The sequence below is a fragment of the Haladaptatus marinus genome, assembly GCF_051194195.1.
In genome coordinates this window covers 282,139-307,741 of record NZ_JBLZNK010000005.1, presented here as the reverse complement: position 1 = coordinate 307,741, position 25,603 = coordinate 282,139, and the positions used below count along the sequence as shown (strand labels likewise).

Annotated in this window: 29 protein-coding genes and 2 pseudogenes; 16 read left to right on the top strand and 15 right to left on the bottom strand. The window is 53.6% G+C overall.

Features of this window, described 5'->3' with window-relative positions; all coding sequences use genetic code 11:
* The first annotated feature begins 400 nt into the window (after positions 1–400).
* Entirely contained in the window at positions 401–937 is a 537-nt protein-coding gene (locus tag ACN2TU_RS18850) for a DUF7342 family protein (RefSeq protein ID WP_435157510.1), read from the top strand.
* Between the two features lie 2 nt (positions 938–939).
* Positions 940–1,374, top strand: a complete 435-nt coding sequence (locus ACN2TU_RS18845) for a toxin-antitoxin system TumE family protein (RefSeq protein WP_435157509.1) — start codon at positions 940–942, stop codon at positions 1,372–1,374.
* Positions 1,375–1,652: 278 nt separating this feature from the next.
* On the opposite strand, the gene ACN2TU_RS18840 is transcribed toward ACN2TU_RS18845, so the two are convergent.
* Together ACN2TU_RS18840 and ACN2TU_RS18835 are read right to left on the bottom strand one after the other, a co-directional pair.
* Positions 1,653–2,879, bottom strand: a complete 1,227-nt coding sequence (locus ACN2TU_RS18840; RefSeq protein WP_435157507.1) for a PQQ-binding-like beta-propeller repeat protein — start codon at positions 2,877–2,879, stop codon at positions 1,653–1,655.
* Positions 2,880–3,495: 616 nt separating this feature from the next.
* Positions 3,496–3,693, bottom strand: coding sequence for a hypothetical protein (locus ACN2TU_RS18835; RefSeq protein WP_435157506.1), 198 nt, complete (start codon positions 3,691–3,693; stop codon positions 3,496–3,498).
* A gap of 245 nt (positions 3,694–3,938) precedes the next feature.
* Here ACN2TU_RS18835 and ACN2TU_RS18830 point away from each other — a divergent pair, with 245 nt between their 5' ends.
* Positions 3,939–4,433 (top strand): hypothetical protein, encoded by a 495-nt coding sequence (locus ACN2TU_RS18830; protein ID WP_435157505.1) that lies wholly within the window; start codon positions 3,939–3,941, stop codon positions 4,431–4,433.
* A 365-nt stretch (positions 4,434–4,798) separates the two neighbouring features.
* Here the strand turns inward: ACN2TU_RS18830 and ACN2TU_RS18825 are convergent, their stop codons facing one another.
* The 5 genes from ACN2TU_RS18825 to ACN2TU_RS18805 form a co-directional block, all read right to left on the bottom strand.
* The gene (locus ACN2TU_RS18825; protein WP_435157503.1) at positions 4,799–5,278 is read right to left on the bottom strand and encodes a cupin domain-containing protein; all 480 of its coding nucleotides are present in this window, start codon (positions 5,276–5,278) and stop codon (positions 4,799–4,801) included.
* A 243-nt stretch (positions 5,279–5,521) separates the two neighbouring features.
* On the bottom strand, positions 5,522–6,457 hold the full coding sequence (locus ACN2TU_RS18820; RefSeq protein WP_435157501.1) for a DUF1214 domain-containing protein: 936 nt from the start codon (positions 6,455–6,457) through the stop codon (positions 5,522–5,524).
* Positions 6,454–6,657, bottom strand: coding sequence for a hypothetical protein (locus tag ACN2TU_RS18815; protein ID WP_435157500.1), 204 nt, complete (start codon positions 6,655–6,657; stop codon positions 6,454–6,456). Before ACN2TU_RS18815 ends, ACN2TU_RS18820 begins: the two co-directional genes overlap by 4 nt.
* 363 nt (positions 6,658–7,020) lie before the next feature.
* On the bottom strand, positions 7,021–7,416 hold the full coding sequence (locus ACN2TU_RS18810; protein WP_435157499.1) for a hypothetical protein: 396 nt from the start codon (positions 7,414–7,416) through the stop codon (positions 7,021–7,023).
* 93 nt (positions 7,417–7,509) lie between these two features.
* A complete protein-coding gene (locus ACN2TU_RS18805; protein ID WP_435157498.1) occupies positions 7,510–8,805 on the bottom strand; it encodes an O-acetylhomoserine aminocarboxypropyltransferase/cysteine synthase family protein in 1,296 nt (431 codons plus the stop codon).
* Positions 8,806–9,447: 642 nt separating this feature from the next.
* Between ACN2TU_RS18805 and ACN2TU_RS18800 the strand changes: the two genes are divergently transcribed.
* From ACN2TU_RS18800 to ACN2TU_RS18780, 6 genes are all read left to right on the top strand, one after another.
* Positions 9,448–9,690: a DUF8008 family protein gene (locus ACN2TU_RS18800; RefSeq protein ID WP_472850214.1), complete on the top strand. Its 243-nt coding sequence runs from the start codon at positions 9,448–9,450 to the stop codon at positions 9,688–9,690.
* A gap of 299 nt (positions 9,691–9,989) precedes the next feature.
* The gene (locus tag ACN2TU_RS18795) at positions 9,990–10,133 is read left to right on the top strand and encodes a hypothetical protein (protein ID WP_175609756.1); all 144 of its coding nucleotides are present in this window, start codon (positions 9,990–9,992) and stop codon (positions 10,131–10,133) included.
* Complete coding sequence (locus ACN2TU_RS18790; protein ID WP_435157495.1) at positions 10,130–10,528, top strand: type II toxin-antitoxin system VapC family toxin; 399 nt, start codon at positions 10,130–10,132, stop codon at positions 10,526–10,528. The genes ACN2TU_RS18795 and ACN2TU_RS18790 overlap by 4 nt, the downstream gene beginning before the upstream one ends.
* Before the next feature lie 118 nt (positions 10,529–10,646).
* Positions 10,647–10,790 carry a DUF8150 family protein gene (locus tag ACN2TU_RS18785; RefSeq protein ID WP_435157494.1) on the top strand — a complete coding sequence of 48 codons (144 nt, stop codon included), beginning with the start codon at positions 10,647–10,649 and terminating at the stop codon, positions 10,788–10,790.
* Entirely contained in the window at positions 10,727–10,882 is a 156-nt protein-coding gene (locus ACN2TU_RS26975; protein WP_472850213.1) for a DUF8150 family protein, read from the top strand. The genes ACN2TU_RS18785 and ACN2TU_RS26975 overlap by 64 nt, the downstream gene beginning before the upstream one ends.
* A 130-nt stretch (positions 10,883–11,012) precedes the next feature.
* Positions 11,013–11,348, top strand: a complete 336-nt coding sequence (locus ACN2TU_RS18780) for a hypothetical protein (RefSeq protein WP_435157493.1) — start codon at positions 11,013–11,015, stop codon at positions 11,346–11,348.
* Here ACN2TU_RS18780 and ACN2TU_RS18775 read toward each other — a convergent pair.
* The 4 genes from ACN2TU_RS18775 to ACN2TU_RS18760 form a co-directional block, all read right to left on the bottom strand.
* Positions 11,337–11,744 carry a Zn-ribbon domain-containing OB-fold protein gene (locus tag ACN2TU_RS18775; protein WP_435157492.1) on the bottom strand — a complete coding sequence of 136 codons (408 nt, stop codon included), beginning with the start codon at positions 11,742–11,744 and terminating at the stop codon, positions 11,337–11,339. The genes ACN2TU_RS18780 and ACN2TU_RS18775 overlap by 12 nt on opposite strands.
* Complete coding sequence (locus ACN2TU_RS18770) at positions 11,734–12,897, bottom strand: thiolase family protein (RefSeq protein ID WP_435157491.1); 1,164 nt, start codon at positions 12,895–12,897, stop codon at positions 11,734–11,736. The genes ACN2TU_RS18775 and ACN2TU_RS18770 overlap by 11 nt, the downstream gene beginning before the upstream one ends.
* Before the next feature lie 184 nt (positions 12,898–13,081).
* Positions 13,082–13,369, bottom strand: coding sequence for a hypothetical protein (locus ACN2TU_RS18765; protein ID WP_435157490.1), 288 nt, complete (start codon positions 13,367–13,369; stop codon positions 13,082–13,084).
* Positions 13,370–13,976: 607 nt separating this feature from the next.
* A complete protein-coding gene (locus tag ACN2TU_RS18760) occupies positions 13,977–14,138 on the bottom strand; it encodes a DUF8156 family protein (RefSeq protein ID WP_435157489.1) in 162 nt (53 codons plus the stop codon).
* A gap of 522 nt (positions 14,139–14,660) precedes the next feature.
* Here ACN2TU_RS18760 and ACN2TU_RS18755 point away from each other — a divergent pair.
* Positions 14,661–14,885, top strand: a complete 225-nt coding sequence (locus ACN2TU_RS18755; RefSeq protein WP_435157488.1) for a HalOD1 output domain-containing protein — start codon at positions 14,661–14,663, stop codon at positions 14,883–14,885.
* Positions 14,886–15,003: 118 nt separating this feature from the next.
* Here the strand turns inward: ACN2TU_RS18755 and ACN2TU_RS18750 are convergent.
* Positions 15,004–15,554: pseudogene (locus tag ACN2TU_RS18750) on the bottom strand (transposase); the annotation flags it as partial.
* A 52-nt stretch (positions 15,555–15,606) separates the two neighbouring features.
* Here ACN2TU_RS18750 and ACN2TU_RS18745 point away from each other — a divergent pair.
* The 5 genes and pseudogenes from ACN2TU_RS18745 (at position 15,607) to ACN2TU_RS18725 (ending at position 19,395) form a co-directional block, all read left to right on the top strand.
* Entirely contained in the window at positions 15,607–15,891 is a 285-nt protein-coding gene (locus ACN2TU_RS18745) for a DUF7967 family protein (RefSeq protein ID WP_435157487.1), read from the top strand.
* Positions 15,892–15,958: 67 nt separating this feature from the next.
* Positions 15,959–16,708, top strand: coding sequence for a helix-turn-helix domain-containing protein (locus ACN2TU_RS18740; protein WP_435157486.1), 750 nt, complete (start codon positions 15,959–15,961; stop codon positions 16,706–16,708).
* Between the two features lie 67 nt (positions 16,709–16,775).
* Positions 16,776–17,921, top strand: a pseudogene (locus ACN2TU_RS18735) (heavy metal translocating P-type ATPase); the annotation flags it as partial.
* 388 nt (positions 17,922–18,309) lie between these two features.
* Positions 18,310–18,468 carry a helix-turn-helix domain-containing protein gene (locus tag ACN2TU_RS18730; protein WP_435157485.1) on the top strand — a complete coding sequence of 53 codons (159 nt, stop codon included), beginning with the start codon at positions 18,310–18,312 and terminating at the stop codon, positions 18,466–18,468.
* Between the two features lie 21 nt (positions 18,469–18,489).
* Positions 18,490–19,395, top strand: a complete 906-nt coding sequence (locus ACN2TU_RS18725) for a TrmB family transcriptional regulator sugar-binding domain-containing protein (protein WP_435157484.1) — start codon at positions 18,490–18,492, stop codon at positions 19,393–19,395.
* Positions 19,396–19,420: 25 nt separating this feature from the next.
* Here ACN2TU_RS18725 and ACN2TU_RS18720 read toward each other — a convergent pair whose 3' ends face one another.
* The 3 genes from ACN2TU_RS18720 to acs all read right to left on the bottom strand — a co-directional run bounded on the left by ACN2TU_RS18720 (position 19,421) and on the right by acs (position 24,757).
* Positions 19,421–20,584 (bottom strand): MFS transporter, encoded by a 1,164-nt coding sequence (locus ACN2TU_RS18720; protein ID WP_435157483.1) that lies wholly within the window; start codon positions 20,582–20,584, stop codon positions 19,421–19,423.
* 774 nt (positions 20,585–21,358) lie between these two features.
* Positions 21,359–22,369 carry a sodium:calcium antiporter gene (locus ACN2TU_RS18715; protein WP_435157482.1) on the bottom strand — a complete coding sequence of 337 codons (1,011 nt, stop codon included), beginning with the start codon at positions 22,367–22,369 and terminating at the stop codon, positions 21,359–21,361.
* Between the two features lie 396 nt (positions 22,370–22,765).
* Positions 22,766–24,757 (bottom strand): acetate--CoA ligase, encoded by a 1,992-nt coding sequence (gene acs, locus ACN2TU_RS18710; protein WP_435157481.1) that lies wholly within the window; start codon positions 24,755–24,757, stop codon positions 22,766–22,768.
* Between the two features lie 382 nt (positions 24,758–25,139).
* Between acs and ACN2TU_RS18705 the strand changes: the two genes are divergently transcribed.
* Positions 25,140–25,562, top strand: coding sequence for a CBS domain-containing protein (locus ACN2TU_RS18705; RefSeq protein WP_435157479.1), 423 nt, complete (start codon positions 25,140–25,142; stop codon positions 25,560–25,562).
* Positions 25,563–25,603 lie beyond the last annotated feature (41 nt).

The window sequence follows — 25,603 nt, the reverse complement described above, 5'->3', positions numbered from 1 at the left end:
CGCTGCAGGCGCTCGTTCAACTATCGAGCGAATCGTGCTTTCAGGCTTAAGGCGGCCGAATTCGGCTGTCTCAAAATGACCGCTTCTGACAACTAATAGATGGGTAGACGCTTTCTGGGCAATAACACACAGTGCGTATCCCACCCACGATATTCAATCATCTTCAATTACAGAAATAGTGGCTCTGTTGAAACCCTCTGGCAGTGATCGATTTAAACGGGCGTGCTGAATACAGGGCGCGAATGAAGATCGAGTGGCATGCGAAGTGACCGGTCTCTCACCATCACGAGTTGCTGTTTGGAATGCTGCTATGGCATACCCGTGAAGAATTGCAATCTCGAGTAGAAGGGAAATAGTTCCTCGAAGTAAGAACTATATCTTGCTAGCTCGAACATCTAGTATGGCCAATTCAGATCTCACCGATGGGCCACCTCCCTTCGAGGACGCGTTCAGCGGCGACGACGTTGAACAGCAAATATATGGAACCATCCTCCAGACGCGCGAGCCGGTTGCGGCGAGTGCAATCGCAGATCAAATCAACTGTGATCCGAAAACTGCTCGGAAATACCTAAACTGGTTCGCGGATCTCAGGATCGTCACTCAGCATGATGGGCATCCAGCCACCTACGAGCGCAATGATGCCTATTTCGAGTGGCGACGCATCAATCAGCTCGCAGCACGTCATTCACTTGAGGAACTCCAGCAGCACGTGCGTACATTGACGACAACAATCAAAAGTTACGAAGACGAGTATGATGTCGCGACCCCGGCAGACGTTGATGCACTTGCCGTTGTCGAGACAACCGTCGATCGGTCGATTGATGACGTGTACAGTGATCTCGGCGACTGGGCGAGTGCTCGCCAAGAGAGAACACGCTATGAACGAGCACGCCAGCAACGTGCTGGTACCGCCGACCACGAACAAGCTTCAGGATAGCGATGGTACCGCCAACTGGCGATGGGGGCAGTCCTGCGCCCATCGACCGACCAATCCTTGAGTTTCTACAGACCAGGCTCACCGCCACACAGCAAGTTGAACAGGCGGTCATCACGGATGCCAACGGCCATCTTGAGCTTCGTGTTACATTCGTCGAGCCGAATTATCCAGTGTTAGTGGATAAGGCGACGCTTGCTGTCCGGTGGTACACGAACGACGACTTCAAAATCCACTATCGAGAAGTACACGCCGATAGCGCCTGGGAGTGTCGCTGGGATCGGCATCGGAACCCGCACAATTCGCGAGATCATTTCCATCCACCACCCACTGCTCCAACGCTTGGCGAGGATGCGTCGTGGCCCATCGATCATCGCGATGTTCTGGCGTTCGTTCTCGACGAGATCGAACAGCGGATTACAACACTGTGGGACGAATAGGCAGTGGGACCGTCGTCGGGTGAATTATGCGAGTACAGCAGCTTAGCACCGGACGATACTGATACGCCTGAAAGCAAAGCCCCAGAGCGTGGTTTCCATCGCAAGTTCAGACACAATCGACAACACCACAGACAAACCTATGAGTGAGATTCACAGAAAGCCCTCGGCCGTTCGGCATCCTGCTGCCCCGCGAGACGCAGTCTTGCGGGCCCCGTTCGCTCGGGAAGACTCACTTCGTTCGTCTTCCGAGATTCCGCTCGTTTCACTCGCGTTTTGTATTATTCGCGACTCCCGATTGCGTAGAGCCGGCCATCAGCGACCCCGATGTAGCACATCCCATGTGCCAACGCGACTTCTGTGTCCATGATGTAGGCCGCCATCCCGATGTTGGAGACTGTGATCTCAATCGTCCACGTATGGTTGTCACTCGTCTCGTAGGCAACAACGGCATCATCCCGCGGAACGACCACACCACCGTCACCGGCAGCGGGGGGTTGATTGTACCCATTCTCAGCTGATCGCCAGCGAATCGACCCGTCTGCAATATCGATTGCAACGAGCCCTCCGTGATACGTATTTACGTACGCAGTGTCCGCCGTGACTGCTGGCGAGGGGATCGCGTTGCCGTAGTTCTCATCAACAACAGTTGTTCGCCACAGAACGGTTCCATCGGCAGTATCGGCTGCGATGAGTTCCTCGGCGATGCCCGGGACGTACAGGTGACCGTCGGCTACCGCGGGGGTGGCCTGAATGTCCGGACAACACTCAACTGGTGTGGCGATCTGTTTGCTCCACCGTCGCTCACCAGTGGTCGTATCAAGTGCCGCAATACGGCCGTCCGATACCCCGACGTAGACGCCGTCGCGATCCGCACAGGTCGCCGTGGAGCACTTCCCATCGATGGATGTTCGCCACTGTTGGGTGCCATCCACCGTGTAGGCATACACCGCGTTATCCTCGTCTCGCGTCGCCAAGTAACACGTTCGGTCCACAACTGCTGGCGAGCCAGTCACGTCCGGAAGCGTGTCGGTCCATTGGACCACACCATTCCGCGTGAGAGCCCTCAGGGTTGTCTGGTCGTAGTCTGGGCTTCGGGTTACAGCGAGCAGTCTATCACCAGCCACTGCGAGCCCCACAGTTCGACCAGTGTCGAGATGTTTTGCAAGTTGCTGGTCGCCAGTTTTCGCATCGAACCCAGCAAGGTAGGCGTCTGGATTGTCAGCGTCTGTTGATGATTCAGTATAGCCGATATAGACACGATTCGGACCGACAATTGGTGGCGTCGCTCCATGAGGGTCCGTGCCTGGACGGCGAAGCCACGCGACGCCAACATCTCCGCGGGGGAGTGCCGACTCAGCATCTCTGGTTCGTCCCCCGTCATGGCCTTCAACTACCCAGCGACCGTCTGGGACGTAGCTCGCTTTGTATGCGTCGTTCGTGAACGGCGTTGGAACAGCCTTCCCGTTCGAATGGCCTGGAATAGTTGGAGCGATGCATCCGCTCACACTCACTATCCCACCCCCAATCGCCATCTGTCGGTCGCGTTCTCGACGGCGGCCATGTGTTTGCAGAAGGCATCGCGGTGGACGTGGTGCGGACACGTGCAGGCCATCAGTTCCTCGGTCACGTTGTCCAGTGTAACGACGTATTGGTGTTAAGCGGGGTTCTCGTGGCTCTCGTTGGTGACTTCGTGAGTCCGGGGCCCTCGACGTCGACGGCAAATTGGTCGGCCTGTGTGCGTTTCTGTGCCGTCTCGGCAGGTTCAAGGGCTGCGGGCAATCTTCACGTACGAATCTAACTCAGCGATACTCCCGTTCTGGAGCAAGGATCACCGGTTGTCTTCTCCCGTGGCCGTTTGATTCGTTGTAACGTTTTGAGTCCACGCTGGTTGCGGGACTTGAGTACTACCTGTCTTAGCAAAGCGAGCGGTTCTGCTTCCGGACACAGTCTGGTTGTTCGTTTGACCAGTATAGGTGAGTTGATACTGATGAATCATACCCCAGTGGTCAATCGTCGCTGTCATTGACGCATTCGTCACGGTTTCGAGGCCGTGATAGTTTGCAATAAGTGCCGGACGCTCAAGTCGTGTCAGTTGAACCTTATAGCGAGGAGGAGATGAATTCAGCCCATCATCTCCTGGGCGAGTTCCAGTTCGCGTTTGGCTTGTTCGATATCGAGATCGATCCCACAGTGCATGAGTACCGTGAGGGCACAGGCCCGTGCGAACTCGTCATCGCAGTGGCGGAGGATACTCACCAGCGTATCCTGATTCTCCTTCAGCCAACGTCGGGCGTCTTGGGGTGAATCGAATCGGCTCATCGAGAATCACTCATGGAACGGAAACGAAATTACAACAGGGTCAGTTAGACACTGGGTTCCTCTGGTGACCTGGTTCCGATCTCGCAGTTGTCGATGAACTCGAAGACTATCGCACCGAGGCGGCGAAAGAGCGTTCCCAGGACCGACAGAAGCTTAGTAGTCTCGAAGACACGACCGAGGCTGTACAGTCAGACATCAACGAGCTCACCGACGCAGAGAAGAAGAACGCCCGTGTGAGAGCGTCGGTGTCTCGGCTGATCAACCTCGTACGGGATTACGAGACTGAAGAGAGTGTCGACGATGATTCGCCAAACCTCGCCGCGGAAGCGGCCAATGCAGGACGGCAGCTCTTCGAGACAGTCCAGCGCTCGGAACAGAACACCGAACTTGTCAACTTCCGCGAAAAGCGAGCAGAGAGCCAACAAGTCGAGGATAAGTACCTGAATGTCCTCGAGCACGCGAAGAACGTTGCCAAAACAAATGACGTGATGGTCGCACAATTGGGCTATCGGGAGGTTGCGACGCATTACGGCTGTGCGTACAAGAGCGATGGGTATCGGGTGATGGAGGAGATGGCCGAGCGCGTTCCTGGCGTGACCTACAAGGAGTCACGAACGTTGTCGGTCGATGACGCGATGGGCGTCGGTGGGCATCACATCGAGATCACGTTCGCCCATCCTGATCTGGCGGGATGGATGCGAGCACACGAAGCTAACGCGGGAGGGAACGGAGGGCGCTGAGTATAGTGTTGTAATCACGGGGGTTCGTAAAACCCCCGCTCGAACTAAGCCACTATAAGAGATTCACACCGCACTGCCGGTGACACATGGTGGTAGTAATCGGTTGGGTACGGTGGAGTGCGTCTTTTTCTGCGTCATTTTCTGCGAAATGGAGGGGGATCGCGAGAGCGACCCCCCTCTATTACAACGGTGTAATCGACAGCTCCCGCTAACGAGAGTCGAGAACATGCTGGCTTGTTCCGTGCCGACGAATCAACATTTGGATGTCACCTTCCAATCATCTGGTAGGAATGGTGTGATAAATAGAGGATACAAACTATTTTTCACCGGAAGATAGATATATTTTGTTTGGAGCTCGGTCCCGACTAGGTCTTGAGAATCCGTTCACCGAGCGGTTCCAGATCCTCCTCAAACTCATGTACCGTGGTGCTATCGGAGAAGAGTCCAACGAACCGAGCCGTCTCCTCGCCCGTATTGCGGAAGCCATGCGGTTCCATGGCCGGGATCACAGCCATCTCGCCCGCCGTAAGCGTGCCAGTCGCGTCGCCAACCCAGGCCTCGATTCCGTCACCGTCAAGGCAGATAACGAGTTCCTCGGGGCTATCCTTGTGCGTTCCCAGTTCCTTGCCTGGAGGAATTTCGAAGTAGACGACAGTGTGTCCGCCTTTCAGTTCCAGCCCGGTTGATGCCGGAAACGCTGGTGAGAACGGAAAGTTCGCACCGACCTGCATGTCCGTGTCTGCCTGTGTCATCTCAACGAGTTCGAGGTCGTCAAATCGAATCCTCGTCAGGTCCGCCTTAGTCCCCCCAGAGTCTGCGGTGTGTTTATCTGATGCATGTGCCATATCAGTCACCATTATTCATTAAGAGCGGTGAGCGGTTATCGGTGCCGGGTCATATGCTATCATGGTGTTTTCCGACGAAGACGAATCGAAAATACGACGATCGGTTGAAGGTCATCGATGTTAAGATTGGTAATGGATACGCGCTCTGTAATTAGCACGACCGCCAGTATGAGACGGAAAACAAGTCGACAGTGCAACAAACAATTGCCAGCGGTAATCACGGCTGAAATCCGCCCGTTTACCTCACTCGACCGGTTCGTCCTCGGGGAACTGATAGCTCCCGTTGATGATTGGCTTACGCGGTTGGTAGAGCCGGACATAATAGAACCATCCCTCTGGGGTATAGAGGAAGTTCTTCTGGTCGGGGTCACCATCGATATGGATCGTGACACTGCCGTTAGCGTTCCGCTCTGCGGTCACGTTGTTGATAGAATAGGCATCATACTTGTTCTCCTCGAAGTACCCCTCGCGGTTGTAGACGCTGATCGACCAGAGCCCGTCGACGGGGACGTCCTTAACGGTGAGTTTGTATGGCGTTTCGCCGTCATTCTGGGCGGGAACTTTTAAGAAGAATAATGCTTCTGACGGCTCCGGAACGCCGGTCCACCCTGATGGACTGGCGATGAAAAATTTCACAGGGTCGACCTGGCCGACGTCACCATACGCGCCCGAGTGGTTGTTCATCGTGAGCACGACCCTGTTGAGCGCGTCGTCGAGTTGTTTGAATGATTGCTGATCCCAGTTGGGAATCTCGAACGAGCCAGTCGATGCTTGCTCTACGCCGATCCCATCTTGGAATTTTCGGGCTTGCTTTACATCGGCCGGGTCGTCAGGGTCAACAAACGTGCGGATCAGGGCGCCAGCATAGCGAGTCTCTATGAGATCTTGTGTTATCGTGTACTCGCCTGGATCGTACACGCACATCTTCCCATATTGATCCTCATTCTGGACGTTCATCGACTGGTATCGGTCACCGGTGTCCGATTTCGTGATGGTGACTGGCTCGGTCAGGTCGAAAACCCCCAATGAGTAGAGCGTGTCACGATTCGTTGCGATGGTAAACTGATCCTCGATGGGGGTGAGACTCCGGATATGATTGAATTGTCCGAACCCGCCATCGTCGACGGTTGACTGAAATGAAGCATGACAGTTGGCGCGTGGATAGTTCGCCCATGTCACTGGGACTGCATTGGTATTGTCCGTCGTCTGTTGCTGGGTCTGTTCGTGGTCTGGCTCGGCGTGTCTTGGTGAGCGCTGTCGCTGCCGATGCCCATCGCGAGTAAGCCGGCGAGACCCGCCCCGCGAAGCGCGGTTCGACGTGTTGCCTGCAACGGTTCGAATTCCGTTTCAGTCGTTTTGTTGTGTGTGTCTTTGTCCATGGCTCATGTCCTCCCTTCTCTAGTGCGGTGCCCAACAGTACTGCCTCACTCGACTCGCACTCCATACGATAGACTCCTACAAAGTAATGTCTCTAAAATAACATAAATTCCAGACATAATAGCGGTGAGAACTGGTTGGCCACCTGCTCAGTTCTGATCTGAGATCTGTTGTATGTGCACTGAACAACCTACCCATCATCTGTTTACGCTCGGGGCTGGCTTGATTCGTGTTCTACGATCAGCACAACCGCCGAAATCGATAAACGATTGAGAGTTTCCATGGAAGAGAAGGTATGCGACAGATACAGCCTCTACAGGCCGGGTGCCTCGAGCGTGACCTCGATGCGGTTCAGCTTGCAATCGTTAGAGGAACGATTTGAGGCTTATTTCGTCATGACTCGATAGGAATTGCTCAATGCGTTTCTCACGCCACCCAAGTGGCGACAGCACACTCGCCGCGGCACGAACCAATAACTCCCGATAGAACCCGACATCATACTCGTCTAACTCCTCACTCGCCAACAGCACCCGCTCTCGCGATTTCTTCGCATCATCCACCACCACATACGACACACTCTGACCAGGCGACCGCGCCAACCCCAACTCAGCCGCTCGCTCGAGTGCCGCCACACTCCGCGTCGATTGCGTGTAGTCCTCCGTTGCTTCGAAACACGATTCGTGATTACCAACTCGCTCGGATCGATCGCCCCACGACCGCAATTCCTCACAAACCGCCGCTGGATCTCGATACTCATCCACCGCTTGAATCAACGCTTTCTGTGTATCATCGATATTAAACCACTTGTCGATTCTTTCTGATTATCGGCTCGGTATCGGAACGACAAGAGCCGTCTATGTGGCGGCGTCAATAGCGTTCTCGAGATCAGCAATGATCTGGCCAGGATCTTCAATACCCACAGAAAGGCGAACAAGATCATCAGTGACGCCGGAAGCAGCCTGTTCAGCGTCTGTAAGCTGTTGATGGGTTGTACTAGCTGGATGAATGATGAGTGTCTTTGCATCACCAACATTAGCGAGCAAACTCGCCAACTCTGTCGATTCAACGGTTTTTCGCGCAGCATCATATCCGTCGGCGAGGCCAAAAGTGATCATGCCGCCATAGCCACCTTCGAGGTATTCGGTGGCCGTATCATGGGTTTCGTGGGAGGATAGGCCGGGATAGTTCACCCACGCAACATCCTCATGGTTCTGGAGATATTCGGCGACTGCCATTGCGTTCTCGCAGTGACGGTCCATCCGAAGGGGGAGTGTTTCGAGCCCCTGTAGGGTTTGCCAAGCGTCGAAGGGCGCTTGCTGGTTTCCAAGATCACGAAGTCCACGGGCGATCGCAGCGTATGTGAACGCCTCGTCGCCGAATGTTTCTGCGAAGTTGACACCGTGATAGGCGGGATTATCTTGAGCAATCTCACTATATTTTTCTGGATAATCGCTCCAAGGGAACGAGCCACCATCAACAATCACGCCACCAATGGTGGTACCGGAGCCGTGAAGCCATTTTGTGGTCGAGTTCCAGACGAGATCCGCGCCATGTTCGAGTGGACGACAGAGGTAGGGTGTCGCAAAGGTATTATCGACGAGTAAGGGAACGCCGTGGTCGTGAGCGATGTCGGAAATTTGCTGGATATCGGGTGTATCGAGGGCTGGATTCCCGATCGTCTCAAGATGGACGTAGGCAGTATTGTCGTCGATGGCTTCGTCGTATTCCTGATAGTCGAGTGTGTCAACGAATTTGGCTGTGACACCTCGGCGTTCGATTGAATGGGTGAAGTACGTGTAGGTGCCTCCATATAATGAGGAGGCCGTGACGATATTATCGCCAGCCTCTGCCAGTAGGAACGTTGCGAGATTCAGAGCAGCCATCCCAGATGCGGTGGCAACGCCACCTACTCCTCCTTCAAGAGCGGCAAGTCGGTCTTGGAGTGTTTCAAGAGTCGGGTTCATCAACCGAGAATAAATATAGCCAGGCTTCTCGAGCCCAAACTGGGTTGCTGCATCTTCAGCATCCTCAAAGACGTATGAAGTGGTTTGATAGAGCGGTGGCGCTCGTGCCCCAGTCACAGGATCGGGATCTTGACCGGCGTGTAGTGAGTCAGTAGCGAATGAACTATCAGTAGGATCGTCGCTCATACATTCCCGGATGAGACCCAAGATATTATGTGAACGTATTAAGGGAAAGATTGCCGAGATCGTTGACAGCATTTTGGGCTGCCAATCGTAGTCACCAATTCGTTCGGATCAACCGCCCCACGTTCGAGGCGATAAACCCACGACCGTAATTCCTCACAAACTGCCTCCGTGATCACGGTACTCATCCACCGCTCGAATCAACGCTTTCTGCGCATCGTCGATATACGACGGTGAAATTCACTGGCGACACTCGATGCCCCATACTTGTACTCGTCTTCACCAGCGACTCTCCCGAAGTACTTCATCAAGGCACCAGCATCCAAATAATGTAACGACACAAACGATATCCAGTCATACTGCGTTTCGTGTTCGAGCCGAATCTCCACTTGAAGCTCGTCAGTGTTAGTATTGAATACTAACCAAGGATTTTCGAGGAGTGATATTAGGCGCTCAGAACTTTCGGCGGAGTCTCGACTTGCTCGCTATGACGATGAAATGCTCGCGTCGGTACCGAATCGCAAACCCGACGAATTCGCGGGGAAAGCGTGGTGTGAGCGTGATGAGGCCGGTCGCTACTCACTCTGATCAAAAGGGAGTGGCGAGATACATTCCTACTTAGATGCCTCAGACCCCGCCGAGTAGATTCGGCTGAAAGAGTCCGGCGTGAGCAAGAAGTACAGCCAGGAACTTGCTCCCCGGACGATGGACGCGATGCACGAACTCTCGAATGGCCGGCTCGGGAAGATCAAGCGCCAGCGATTCAAGGACGGATTGAGCTACCAAGAGACGCGTCTCGTCCTGAAAACCGATATCGAGCTCCCTGGTGAGGTGACAAACAAAGACACAGACGATAGTCCGGCCACAGACGGGGTTGCCGGAGAGTAGCGTGGTCGGGACCACATCACGCCCGAGAGGGACACACATCTAACACGAACGCCAACACAAACGCGGTTGTGGACGCCCCGAATTGACACAGTTCGGGACTGACGCCGTACGGCCACTTGTAAGTACGGCAGTTGTTTCGGCATCTATCGGCTACAAGCCAGCGGGAGGGGGAGAGGTTGTACCGGCCACCGCGTTTGTGGTCGGAGCGGGACACCGAGGCCCCGTGACTGTTTGAGAGCCACGTCGGGTTCGCAAATACGGGGGAAGGTTTCTTAGCCTGGCACACAAATGGCTATGTAATGAGTATCTTAGCGAGCGACTTCACGGATCTGACGAAGACCACCGATGAAAAAGAGCGATTGGGTGACGCGCTTGCTGGCGAGGCAAGCGAGCTGGACGTAGATTCTGTTGCTGCGGTTCGGGAGCTCCGGGAACGCGAATGAGGTATTTTATCGATACGAATATTTTTATTGCAGCACTCACAGACGAACCGAACCGGGGAGATGTTGCAGTCGACTTCTTGAACCTCGAGGCAAACTTCTACACCTCGCTCCTGAATGTAATGGAGTTGCGGAGTGTTCTTGGCAAAAAGAAGCAACTCAAACATGGGCGTGTGGCCGAATTAGAGCGGCGAGTTACCTCTCAAGTTGAAATTGTCGTCCCGGATGCATCCGATATGCTTGCTGCCAACAAACGCCATCAAGAGACGTTGATCTATCCCATGGATTGTCTTATTTTGGCGTGTGCCGAGAGTCAAGACACGGCATTAGTCTCGTTCGACAAAGAGCTCATTGAAGCAGGAGCGCGCTCACCGGAAGAGATCACCGACGATTCATAGACGATGTTATCGAACCGGTAAGCACCAGCGTTTGCTTCATCTTAACGTAAAGCGTGAAGTGGTTCTGACGACGGTGTCAGGAGGTTGTGCGAGAAAAACAATGAGTACGTAATCTAACATGAGCAACTCAAACGCGCGTGATACACTCAATGCGAAACACGAACGCAACCGGGAGCAGCGCGTCACCAGCATCAAACGCTGGGTAGAATACATCCACACACACATTCGCCGGACGACTGGGGAGAACAACAGAACCGTCTAATCAATTCGCAGCTTGAATCTGCCCGACAGTCGGACATTGACGCTGAACAGCGCCGCCGTGTTGAAGAAGCTGGTCGCGACTACTCAGAGTGAACTACTGTACCCTTTTCGGCCTGACAACTTCGCCGAGAACGGTAGTTCTCTGAATTGCGTTGCAGAAGCAGCAAATGCAGGCCGTCAGCTCTTCGAGACAGTCCAGCGCTCAGAATAAAACACCGAACTCGTGAACTTCCGGGAAAAGCGAGCAGAGAGCCAACAAGTCGAGGACAAGTACCTCAACGTCCTCGAACACGCGAAGAATGTTGCCAAGACAAATGACGTGATGGTCGCACGATTGGGTTATCGAGAGGTTGCAACGCACTATGGCTGTGCGTACATGAACGACGGCTATCGGGTGATGGAGGAGATGGCCGAACGGGTTCCTGACGTGAGCAAGAACTCGCTCGCCAGACGATGGCCGCGATCCACGAACTCTCGAAAAGCCGTTATTGCGATCGCGGATTCAGACTCACTGATCCACTTTGCAGAAATTGATTTGCTGAGTTGCTTACTTCGGTAGTAGTTTGAAGGTGAGACGAACATTGTCCGAGGAGAGTCTCGACGTATCAAGACGAACCCGGCGTCCGGCCGCAATTGCTTCAGAATCACACGCAACACGTCCCATGAGTCGTGGACCCTCGTCTAACGTAATGATAGCCGACACGATCGGAGCGTCTGATGCGAATCGCTGCGTTGGACGGTGAATACTAGTATAACCGTACACCGTTCCAGTGCCTGCAATTGACTCGAACTCCCACTCGTCGGAGTAACAGTCTGGACAGTATCGGCGTGGAGGATGATAGACGTGGTCGCATGCCTGACAGTGGGCAATGCAGACATCACCGTTAGCCACGCGCTGCCAGTATTGGTGTTCGTATTCGGTCGTCGATGTCGGAATCGGCTTGTTAGTCGGCATGACACTCACCTCGTTCGAGGATCGCTACTGCTTGCGTTGAGAAGATTCCCCCGTTTCCATGGACGAGCGCCGTCGATGCGTCTTCGACTTGCGTCGCTTCGGCTCGGCCTTGTAGCTGACGGATTGCTTCGGTAATATGAAAAATCCCACAGGGCATTCCTGGATGTGCTTGGGCGAGCGCCCCGCCGTGAGTGTTGAGTGGCCACTTTCCAGTTAATCGAAGAGCACCACTGTCAACGAGGTCGCCACCGTCTCCACGTTCACAGAACCCAAGATCCTCGAGGATCCGAAGGACGGTAATCGTAAAGCAGTCGTATATTTGAAGGACGTCGATATCAGCATGATCGACGGCTGCTTCGGCCATTGCTCGCTGTCCTGCTTCTACCGCTCCCGTCTCTTCGAACGATGGCATCTGAGAGATGTGGTCGTGGGTATGTCGTGCGCCGAACCCTGTCAATTGAACTGGTACTTGATCGAGCTCGGCGGCATTTTCTTCAGTGGTTACGATGAATGCCGCTCCGCCATCGGAGATTAGAGCGCACTGATCTGCAGTCAACGGAGTTGCAACCATCGGAGCGTCGAGAATCTCATCAGCTGATTTCGCTTCCTGTCGGTGTGCACGTTCCGCAGGCTGCAGCGACGCGTGCTCGTGAGCGATGGCTGCGATTTCGGCGAGCTGTTTCCGGGTTGTCCCAAACGTATCGAGGTGCCAGTTTGCAACATGGGCGTAGAGCGACGGGACAATATTTGCGGGTTCCTCGAACTCGCTGACACTGTCTGATAGTTCTTCGATAACAGTTCGTGGTCCGATATCAGAATGAAGAGCGTCTGCGGCGACAACGAGGATCGTTTCAGCCTGTCCATTTTCAATCGCATTAGTCGCTCGGTGAATCGAGTTCACGTGGGATGCACCACCTACGCCGGTGAGTTCTGCAAAATTGAGTGGAGCGATTCCAAGATACTCGATCAGTCGAGGGAGTGGAAACCGTTCCGTTCGAAAGGGTGCAGTCGCAATAAGTCCGTCAATATCGTCTGGTTCGAGATCGACGTCACGCAATGCTTCGCGTGTCGCCCACATGTTCAGCTCTTCGTATCTGCAGTCGAGTGACTCTCCGACGCTCGTTTCACCATACCCGATTAGCACTGGGTTCATTGGTCTCAATCGCATACGATACCGATCCCAAAGAAGGTTAGAGGAAATCATTGATGCTAAAACGTGTGCTGGAAAGCATCCATCAGCGGTACTACCACACGATATTCATATTGGATCGCCGGTGACGCATAGTGGGAATGGTTGTACGGCTACTGTGGAGTGAATAATAGTCCAGTTTATTTTCTCATACCTTGATCACCATGCCGTCTAAGGTGTCTTCAATATCGTCAACTCTGTCTTCGAGATCATCAACGAAATCGGGGGTCTGAGCAGTAGTGATGGCCCCCTGTTTGGTTGGCTCGATTAAATTGGCATTTTCAAGCGTTCGGAATGAGTAGCGCACTTTATGACGAGGATACTCAGTTTCATCTGAGACTTTTACGATACCAATTGGCTCGTCTTCGATGACCATCTGCATGATTCGGAGGTGTCGCGTTACCATCTCAACTTCGTTCTCGACTCTATCAATCATGGTAATTGCTAACTTACGTCGTGGGTGAATTTAGCTCTTGTTGCCATAGATAGTATTAAACAAACAGCATATCTCAGCAGTCACTGTTCAGCAGCCAGGGAGAAAATCATGGTACAGCAGATATCCAGTCACTAAAGACGGATCGTGAGAGGACTGCCTTGCCACTCTTGCGCCCAGAAAGTCGAAGCTTGAGGCCTGGTTCTGCGTACCGCTGTCGAAACGAAACTGACCAGCATCGATGGAGAAGAGATGCCGAGCTAACCAACGAAGGAGTGAAAGAGAGAAATGTGGAGAGTTATCAGTTCGCTATCTCTCTTTCTCAAGAGTGCACGGTAGCTCGGTGTCCTACGATATGATATCGACCATTGTTCTGGTCAAAACCAAACTACCTAGCACTCACCAATAGCAATAACACAGGGTGGCTAAAGGATTTTGGCAAAAAGATTGAAAAATATCATATAAATTATCTGAACTGCAGGCGGGTAAGCCCCCTTTCTCAAGGAGCGACCGACGGGAGCGAGTAGCACGGATACACCCGCCGTCTTGGGTACGTTCACTGCACGGCAGAGCCTTATTAGTTCCGCGCTCGAAAGCGGTAGTAAGACACTCACTCTAATGCGTCCGGTCTCGCGTCAGCATGGGCACGAGCATACTCGAACAGCTGATCAAACACAGCTTGGTCAGCGTGGCGGAGTGCCTGCCAATACTCCTGCCATCGAGACTCCATCGCTTGGAGCAAATCACGATACGTCGCGTTAGTACGCCCCATTCGCGCTCATCTCCGGTGAAACGTCGGCATCAACGATCGCTCGGTGCCAGAATCTACTCAATCCGTCGGAAAGGAATCTTGGGAGGGAACGTCAGCTCTCACGGTCACCCACGGCGATACTGTCAGGTGATGGCATCAGAGTATGGCGTCGTGTGGGTTGCCGTGAGAGCCTATCTTCACCAATGAGCCGAAAGATGAAATAAGTTCGTCAGACATAGATTGATTTTATTATATAGCTTGGTCAAATAACCGGACTGCGTTCATCACACTCGATTTCTGGTGCTGTTTTCTTTCAATCCAGTAAATTCTGGGGTAAGGGGCCGTTACTCAACTATTTGAAGAACTAAAGGAAAGTGTGAACATTGAATCACTGACGACGCAAACGACCAGCTGGTTCGGTTCCACCCCAGATCACTCTGAACCGAGTCCACCACCACAATATGCATTGATCGCCTCTGAGACGATCGATCTCGAATCATCGAGTTCGGGCTTGTTACTGGTCTCGTTAGGGCACTCATTGACGTGATCGAGCCAGCAGCCGGCCAGACCACGCTCTCGCTGTACGAATACGTAAATCCAGATGCGCTCGAAGACATCATCGAAGCAAGTGCATCGAAACAGAGCGACGTTGAGGTGCGATTCACGGTCAAGGGCTATCTCGTCACCGTCCGGAGTAACAATACCGTCCTCATCTACGAACCGCTTGGAGCACGTAGTGGCGCTAGCGAGAAATTTCGACACAAGTAGTCGGCCAGAGAGGTGTAACGAAGTGAACAGCAGTTGATTAGTATATTATACTAACCCCAACCATACCGCTTCATCCTCACGAAGAGAGATACGTGAACTAAGAAAACTACCGCTTGCAATCGATGTTTTCTCGAAGGAACGTCTCTGACGCTGTGAGGTCGGCGTGACCCTCAATTCCACACGGACACGTCAGCGTATCCTCGTGGCGAACCGTCTCCTCGTGGTCACCACACTCGGGACACGTCTACTCGTCCACGCTTCTGACTCGGCTTTGAGAGAGATACCGTACTCCTCACAGACACACGCGGGACGGTGGATAAACTTCTTGAACGCCCAGAAGTTGTGCGTCTTCTCGTTCACCCTGATCGACCAGTGCGTTTCCAACACGTCGGTCAAATCGCCCACGTACACCGTCGCCACGTCCTCGTCGTACAACCGTTCAACGAGGTCACACACCAGCGCGTTCTGTGCGTGGTCACGGCGCTTCGTCCGCTGTTGGTACAGCCGTCGAATCCGATTGGAACTGTAGCGCCCTTCTCGGAGTTTCGACTGTAGGCGGGCAATTTCGTCGGTCGTCTCGCAGAACTGTCCGAACAACTCCCGACCGTCGTAGAGGTACTGGTTCGCAGTGGTCGTGGAACACGCGACGAGATTGTTCGCGCTAACGTCGTATTGTTGAGAGCCGCCAGTGTTTAACGTCTACCACCAAGAACACTGAACCATGTCAAATGAGATGGCCGACAGTATCCGTGTCTGGTTAGTGGAACGAACGTACTCAGACGACGAGCAGAATCTTATCATCCTCACCTACGCCACAACAGACGGTACACAGTATTTCCGAAAGGAACGAGCCCTTACCTCCTTCACCGATACCCGTGATACGACGGCAGCTGTTGATGCCAACTCCGACAATCTCGGCAGTGTTGATGACCCTGACTTGCGGGAACAATATGCTGCCGAAGCTCAACGGATGAAGGACGCTCACGATCCTGACGACAGCATCTGACTACATTAACGGCACCAAGAGTAGTGGAACCCACCTGTTATACTTCGACGATCCCTACATTACCAGTATGCGTGAACTCGTCTTCGCCCTTGAGTATGAGCCTGGGTGCAACAAAGTAGCAGATACGCTCGCTACCCACCACGACGCTCGGATTCGCTCACTCTCGTTACACGCTACGACGGAGCGCCTCTGGCGAGTTGACTATGCCACTGGAACGCCAGACGCCCTCACTGACATCGAGGACGCATTTCTCACCGCTGACTACTATGCGGATTGTCTTGCAACCGAATATTACGGTGCTACTCAATCTACACAGGTTCTCGATCACACCGATGATACACTCGTCCTTTACTCGTATTGGGAACGCACTCCTGACTGCTCATCCGTTCCCCATATCGCACGTGAACACCTTGGAGACGGCTTGTTGTTCGATACACGCCACGAGAGCCGTCATTATACATGGCGCATCATCCATTCGGGGGACGGAGACGTCGCTACGTTCTTCGCTGAGCTTGATGATGCTGTCGGCGACTGTGCACACATGGAAATGCTTCGGACGGCGGACACCTCTGTCTCGACACACGGTGCAGACGACGAGGCGAGCGAACTCTCGCCAGAACAAGAGGCTGCACTTCGAGCTGCCGTTGAGCATGGCTACTACCAATCACCACGGGCCATCGACGTCGGCGAACTCGCGGAGCATCTTGATGTGCCACGATCGACGCTTACCTACCGGCTTCGACGTGCAGAGGAACATTTAGCAAAACAGCACGTTTCTCGTGAACAGATGGCAGATGGGCCGTCGACTCCGGTTTGACACCGTTTCTTTGCGTTTGGAATATTCCAACTAAGGCTTATCGAACTGACTGCCCTATCTCTATGTAATGACAGATAACGCGACGACTGAGCAGATAGGTAACGGGCAATCACGAGAGCTTTCTGTCCGTCTCAAGGTCCCGGAAATGGACTGTCCGTCCTGTGCACAGAAGGTCGACAATAGTCTCCAGCGTGTGGAGGGCATCATCGAGACCACCTTACAACCGACCACAGGGACGGCCACGGTCACCTACGACCCTGACTATGTCGCGAAAGCTGACGTCGTTGCGGCCATCGAGAACGCAGGCTACGAGGTTGTTGACGACCAGGGTGACTCCACGGAAGCGACTGGCGGCGAGATGGCGATCGCGCCTCCATCAGAGATCTGGACGAGTTCACGGGCGATCAAAACGTGGATTGGTGCAGTGTTCGTCACATTTGGGCTTCTCTTCGAATTCGTCCTCACGAGCCAGAATCTCCCCATTGCAAGCGTCCTTAATTACCCACTTACGCTCGCTGATGGGGCATTCCTTGTAGCAATCGCAGTCAGCGGCTATCCGGTCATGCGCGGTGGGTATTACTCGGCACGGAATCGGAGTCTCGATATCGATCTTCTGATGGGGACGGCGATTCTCGCTGCGACGGGCATCGGCTACTTCGTTGAAGCCGCGACGCTGGCTGTTCTCTTCAGCATTGCTGAGCTGCTTGAAGACTATTCGATGGATCGGGCACGGAACTCGCTTCGCGAGTTGATGGAACTCTCGCCGGACGAGGCGACTGTCCGCCGGGATGGCGAAGAGGTGACCGTACCAGCCGACGATGTAGAGGTCGGCGAGACTGTTATTGTCCGTCCCGGAGAGAAGATTCCACTTGACGGCGAAGTCATCGACGGTGAAAGTGCTGTTGATGAATCTCCGATCACTGGTGAGAGTGTCCCTGTCGATAAAACGATGGGAGATGAGGTGTATGCCGGGAGTATCAACGAGGAGGGATATCTGGAGATAGACGTCGTCTCCGCTGCAGGTGACTCAACGCTGTCGCGAATCATCGAGATGGTTCAGGGCGCCCAAGAGAAGAAGACCGAAAAAGAGCAGTTCGTCGGTCGGTTCGCGGGCTACTACACGCCTGTAGTAGTCGCATTGGCGATTCTCACCGCTGTGGTTCCGCCGCTCGCATTTGGGTCGCCGTGGCAGACGTGGTTCATCCGCGCTATCGGTGGGTGTTCGATCCAGAATATCTGTTCAAGTCAGGGCGCTAAACGTCGGTGAAACTGTCGTTCTGTTCGACACTGGCGAACAATTGGATACAAGTCAGTCTGATTTCTAGAACTTCGCCCTGTTTCAAGATGAGTGATTGATTTGATAACCGAAGTAGAACGTGCGACAGCGGTAAGGTCGATTTTCCAAAATCGGTGATTTTGGGTGGTTGACTTCCTGTGGGCAGTATAAGCAGAAGTGGAACAATCCCAGGGTTCCTAATTAAGCCTATGTACAGGTAGTGGTACGTTATCGGCATATGTAAATTAGTTAGAGAAAATTTGCTCCAGCATGGTGTCTCGATGGCCGATATATAAGTTGAGGAGTCCCAAATACTCCGGTACAGATGGATCCCAACGAATTTCATACTATCCTTGAAGATGCTGGATTCTCACCATATCAAGCCGACGCCTATACAACACTACTTGAACTCGGCTCGGCACCTGCGAGTGAAATCGCGAGTACCAGTGGTGTCCCCCAACCGCGCATCTATGACGTGCTCTGAGCACTGGATGATGAGGGGTACGTGACTACCTATGACCGCGATCGCCTCTATGCCCGGGTAAACGATCCAGCACAAGCACTCTCGGGACTGAGAGAGACCGTCCAACAATACGAAACAGCAATTGACGAGATCGAAACGAGATATCAAGCACCAGAGATCGAAGAGGGGAGTGTAAGCCTCGTGCGACAATTCAGAACGGTGTTTAAACATGCCCGTGAGAATATCGAGATGGCCGAAGATCACATCCAACTGGCGGCCACACCCAAGCAATTCCAGAGACTTCGAACGGAATTAGAGGATGCTCACAAACGTGGTGTCTGTATCCAGCTTTCACTTCATGTCCCTCCCGATGAGGCGTTGCCGTTCGATCATTCCAAGTTTGCGAACGTCTGCACCGAAGTGCGCCGACGCGATCTTCCAGACCCGTTTGTTCTCTTGATCGATCGTCAGCGCGCTTGCTACGCTACTCAAAACACGCTCTCCAATGAGTACGGTGTTATCGTCGATGATTATACGACTGCATACGTATTTCACTGGTACTACCTCACTCGCCTCTGGGAAGTCTACGAAGTGATCTATGACGATCGGAGTGAGGAGCCGCCCTACTCATTTGTCGAGATCACGGATTGTATTCGCGAGGTAGAGCCGGCACTCGATCGAGGGGCATCGATTACCGGTCGAGTGAAAGGAACGTTCATTCATACCGGTCAAGAATGTGATCTCACGGGGCAATTCGTCGACGTTGAGTATACCGGATCCCGAGAAGATGAAAGTCCCGCATCACTCATCGAACTCGCTGCGGAAGCGCGTATTTGGTTTGCAACCGATGATCGCAGCTACGCAATTGGCGGACGCGGAGCGACCAAGGAAGACATTGCTGCCAAGCGGTTCATCATTGAGCAGATCGCTGACTCAACTGATTCATAGCCTATTTGGAAAGTACAGACAATGTTTATGCTGCTGCTTCCTCGTGGGCAGTGCGTGTAATTGTTGGGAGTGTAACGGTGAGCAGCATGATGAAAACAGCAAGCATCAATGCCGGAACAAACGCTACGCGTAGTGATGTTGCCTCGGTAATCAGCCCAATCGCCACTGGTCCAACAGCAAATACACCATAACCGGCCGTTGAGACGGAAGCGACCGCTGTCTCGGTTGAGGTTGTCGAATCATGATTTCCAACTAAACTCAGTGTAACCGGCATGATCCCTGCGAGGCCAATTCCAAGTAGGCCAAAGCCAATGAGCGAGATGATTGTTTCGCCGACGAGCGTCAGGACAATCCCAGCAATCGCGATTCCTGCAACCACACGGATAAACTGTCGTGCTCCGAGGCGACCGACAATCCGGTCGGAGAAGAAGCGACCGATCATCATCATGAGAGAGAAGACCGCAAAGCCGAGGGCTGCAACCGTCGGGCTAGCGCCAGCAGCATTCTCAAGGAACACTGCGCTCCAGTCGTTGCCGACACCCTCGATGAAGAGTGCACAAAACCCAATTGCACAGAATCCCAGAAGGTTCCGAGATGGGAGTGCAAAGGCCGGTCCCGATGCCGAACTACTGGTGCCAGCGAGCAGCCCCAAGCTAATTACAATGCCGACGATTAGCAGCGAAATGCCGACGAGCATGAAGTGTGTTCGGATCGAAAGCCCGAGACCAGTTGCGATGGCGCCCACTCCTGCACCAAGCAGTCCACCACCGCTGAAGAGGCCATGGAAGCTGCCCATGATCTGGCCCGAATATTTGCGCTCAATGCGGACACCCTGTGCATTTGCTGCGACGTCAATCAATCCCTTGCCGAACCCGAAAACGACAAGAATGGCAATCAGGGTCGTGAACCCGTCACCGAACGTGATCAACGGGAGTGTGAGACAGTAGACAAACAACCCTGCCCGGATGACGTGCTGTCCCCCATAGCGTGAGACAAGTCCCCCACTGGTCATGAGACCAATGATACTTCCACCGGCTAATCCCAACAACGCGATGCCAATATCACCGGAAGAAAGCCCATACGTAGAACTCACTGCGGGAATACGGACTGCCCACGTTGCAAACACTGTCCCAAGAATCACAAAAATAATTGAATCGGCAAAGCGAGCACGTCGAGAGTCATCGCTCATCGTTCGTTGGATGCGGTGCCGAATCGAGTTTCTGTTTGATTTGATCGCCCAGCTGTAGCGGTATTCGCCCCGAGCAATCCTAGTGCTGTCTTTAATTTCTCTGTTCGATAGCTCATCAACTCTGTGTTGATGCCGGCCGCTGATAAAAATTATCAATTATGTTAACAATATCCGTTGTAAAACGCACACCCTGAACCATTCAAAAGGTGGAATCACTATTTCGAACCGCCTGGCACCCCATCCTTAACAAATCGATAGCGTGAGCCGTGATTGTTTGCACTGCTACTGTATTTTAAGCGGTAGTGGATCTCACAGAAAGTCTCTTTTTCCTGTATAACTGTTGTTAATGCAGATCGTCTACTCGCTGGTCTACGAGCAGATCAAGGTTCAAACGGGCGACTTTCGAAGTTTTCGCTACGGTTTATCGCTGTCTGCATCACCGGTCGCCAGCATTCATGCGTCGTTCACTCGAGGTTGGATGTGTCCACATCTGCTTAGTGCAACATGGGACAATGAGACAGCTGGATTCTAGCCAATTCACTCTTCATGAGTTAGTCGGTCAAATTTACTGTCGCCTGAAATTATAAGCGGAAGTGGAACGCCCACGGTAGTCCCAATGGGAACGATGCGTGGCAGCGCACGGCAGAGGGCGGCTCAGCAAAGCATATTCTTACCTACTTACGATCCTATTCTTCTACGGGGAGCTCCGATGTAATTCAACGACTGGATCTAACCCACCGCTATCGTCTTCTATCACGACGGAGTGTCGAGCGGTTAGCCCCCGGGGAGCGTCCGAACGACGCCGGTGGTTTCGAGTATCATCCAGCAGAGAAAGAGGGCGTAGCCGACGACCAAGCTGTACGCCTCTGACGTGGTCAATTCCATCTCCGTTCGGAGGAACGAAAACAGTAGTACGGTCGCGACGACCAGCACCCCCATCATCGGAACGGCGAGCGCGAAATCGACCGGTGCTGCCCCGGCGATAAGCACACCTGCCGGAATTGCCACCAGCAGGTCGAATGTATTGCTACCGAGCACATTCGCGAGGCTGGTGACGTCCTCGTCCCTACGGGCGGCCTGTACGCTGACGAATGCGTCCGGGAGACTCGTCGCCGCGGCGAGTATCGTCAATCCCCACAGGAACGGTGGTGTTCCAAACGCCTCGCCAAAGGTGAGTGCGGCCCGGACGAGCCCCTCCACGGCGACGACAATGACGACGAGACTCGTGATGAGACGGATCCACTCTCGACCCACCCGGATGCTCGTCACCTGGGGAATGCCGTACTCTCGAGAATCGAGATACTGGATGAAGACGTAGAGCCCGTAGAGACCGACCAACGGAAGAACGAGTAGTCGTGTCACTTCTCCAGTAAGGTCGGCACCACCGAGTGGATTGTAGATAACCGCCAGCGCGAAGGTCAGGAGGAGCGCCGCCACGGCGAGCATGTAAAATAGCGCCTCCTTGTAGACGACATCTCGGCTCGAGGTGTACCGGTCGGTAACCAATCCGCTCACCCCCGGTATTACGAGAATGTTGAATATTGCTGATCCGACGATGGCACCGACTCCGAGATCGAACTCTCCGTGTAGTAGCGTCGAAAGAACGGTACTCGATAGCTCCGGGAAACTCGAACCGACGGCGGTGATGATTGCCCCCTGTACGATGGCGGGTAAACCGTAGTACGCGGCTAACTGTTCGCTTGCGTCCTCGAGCCACCCGCTCCCTTTCCAGATGACGGCGGTGGCGACGATGGCAATCAGCGTGGACCAGAGTAGTCCCTCCATCACCTACCTATCGACAGCAACGTTTATCAAACGATACCAAATTTTGGATGTCTCCATGTTTTGAGAGGACGTCACACGCCGACTCCTGCTCGATGGCCGTCCGATTGTCTGCATAATTGCTGGTACGAACGTCCCCGATTTCAAACTTCCACGTACACTCACCAATATTTGCAGGAGAAAATTGAGTAGATATTTTTAGGTTGCAATTTTGAGCCGCTTACAAGCATTTTTCGGCAGGCACTGCCGCCGGCTGCTGGAGTACTGGTGGCCCTAGTTGTAGGATCTGTCGTCCTACTTGTAGACGAACTTCACAAACGCTTTCGAACTCTCGATCGAGTATCGACGTGCGAAAAACGAACAATCGATATTCGTATCGTGGAAATTCGGTGTGGTATCTCAGCTCCCCTGAACCTGTTTCCGAATCTCTTCGGGGACGCTCGAGTCTTCGAGTGTAGTCGTGTCGCTGAGTTCCCGGTCGTTGCTGATCTCTTCGAGGAGTCGACGCATTATCTTTCCACTTCGGGTGTAGGGGAGAACGGTGACGAATTCGACGTTACCTGGACGTGCGAACTTCCCGATATCCTCACTGACAACGTCGATTACCTCACTGCGAATCTCCTCACTCGACTCAACCCCTTCCTTCAGGACGACATACGCGTCCGGCACCTGTCCTTTTTCAGGATGGTCGCGTGGGGCGACGGCCGCCTCGGCCACCTCTGGAACTTCGACGATGGCGCTCTCGAGTTCCATACTTCCTAAGCGGTGTCCAGCGACGTTCATCACGTCGTCGATCCGCCCGAGAACGCGGTAATAGCCGTCTGCGGCCTGAACCGCACTATCACTTGCCCTGTATACCCAATCCCGCCAGTCGTCACTGTCCGTGTCGGAAAACTTCTTCCAGTACTCGCTCAAATATCGGTCATCGTCTTCGTAGAGCGTCTGAAGTATCCCGGGCCATGGTCGTTCAAGCACGAGATAGCCTGCCGTTCCACTACCCGGTTCAATCTCGTTCCCCGCCCCATCAAGGATTGCCGGAGAAATCCCCGGCATCGCCTGGCCCACGCTGCCAGGTTTCATATCGGCCAGCGCCGGGAGATTGCTGATCACTACACCACCTGTTTCGGTCTGCCACCACGTATCGACAATCACTGCAGATTCATTTCCGACGTGTTCGTAGTACCAGCGCCACGCTTCCGGTTGCATCGGCTCGCCGACGGTCGTGAGGTGTTTGAAATTGAAGTCGTAGGGCTGGAGATGTTCCTCACCCCACTTCATGAACATACGGACAGCGGTCGGTGATGTGTGGAAGATATCGACATTATACTTTTCGGCGATTTCCCAGACTCGTCCTCTGTGTGGGTGATCTGGCGCCCCTTCGTACAGAACCGATGTTGCCCCGATCGCCAATGGCCCGTACACGATATAGGAATGTCCGGTAATCCACCCGATATCGGCAAAACACCAGTACGTGTCCGTCGGATGGATGTCAAAGAGGTACTTCGAGGTTCCCGCAACGTAGCTTAGGTAGCCACCAGTACCGTGTTGTGCGCCTTTTGGCCTCCCAGTTGTTCCGCTGGTATACATGAGAAAGAGGACGTCTTCGGCGTCACGGGAGATCGGGTCGAGACGGTCGCCACGATGTTCGTCTAATCGGTCGGCAACAAGGACGTCTCGGCCATCTTCCATCTTTGTATCGGGATGGAGTTCGTCTTCACGCGTAAAAACGAGGACTGTGTCGATATCGACAGAGCCGTCTTCGAGTGCCGAATCAGCTTTCCGTTTGTGGTCGAGGAACTCCCCCCGGCGATGGTAGCCATCGATCGTGACGAGGTATTGGCTGTTTGCATCCGCGAGCCGGTCGGCGAGCGCCGGTGCGGTAAATCCGGCGAACACTTCACTGTGTGGCGCACCGAGCCGAGCGCATGCAAGCATTGCTATCGGTAGTTCAGGTACCATCGGGAGATGAAGCGTGACGATGTCGTCCTCAGTCACACCGACACTCCGTAGCACCGCAGCGAACTCGTTGACCCGTCGATAAAGATCCTGGTACGCGATTCGCTGCGTCTCACCTGGTTCACCCTCCCAGAGAAGGGCTGTTTTATCAGCGTACGAATCCAGGTGTCGATCCACGCAGTTGTAAGACGCATTAAGTCGACCGCCGTTGAACCAATGGTAGAAGGGTGGATCGCTCGCGTCAAGCACCGTGTCCCAATGGTCATCCCAGTCCAAGAGTTGTGCGTATTCTTCGAACCCCTCCGGATACTCGCCGAATCGCTCGTAGATCGCTGGGTCACTGACGTTTGCTTGACCGACGAATGCAGGTGGTGGTCTGTAGTACTCTTGCTCTGGTAGCCGTGCCTCGATAGTGTCAGACTCGTTTTCGGACATTATGCCCCCCGAACAGCAACTAGTGAGGCACCATAATAAACGATTGTGAAGAATGACGCAGATTCGCTTCGAGAACCGACTCCAAATCTCGATTTGTGTACCGGAATTCGGCGCGAAGGGATTCTCAGAACGACTTCTGGTAGTATCGTTTTCCATTCACCTCCGTACTGGCGAGAGAATGTTGTAGGTCGAGCAGGATTCTCGTCATGGTAGCTATGAGATCACTGTTCGCCAGTATAATCAAAGAAGGGTCGCAAATAACCGACGACCGTGATGTTCCCATATTCGTCGCTGGGTGAGTGAACCGAAACTAACAGTTAGAAATTCATTCTCCGATACCATTATCCCCCTCGGTCGTCTTCATTCTAGCTTGGGGGAGAAAATGACAGTACAGGATGTTGCACGAACGGATGTAATGACGTCCCATCAAAATCAGTCAGTGGGGAATCTCGCCACCGTCATGAAGGAAGAGGACGTTGGCAGCGTCATCATTGAAGACGACCATCGCCCGGTCGGAATCGTCACGGATCGCGATCTCGTGTTAGAGGTTCTCGAACCGCGTCGTGACCCGTCAGAAGTGACCGCTGCAGATGTCATGACTGAGACACCGACGACAGTGCGAACTGACGAAGGAATTCTCGAAGCGACTGCGGCGATGTACGAAAAAGGGGTTCGACGGTTGCCTATCGTGGATGACGATGGTGAGATCGTCGGAATCGTCACACTCGACGATCTCATGGTACTCCTCACCGACGAAATGGACAACCTCGTCGGCGTCATCGAGTGGGAGTCGCCGCCCTACTGAGAGTAGGTCGGATGCTCCGCATTTGGAGAAAGTTGTGTCAC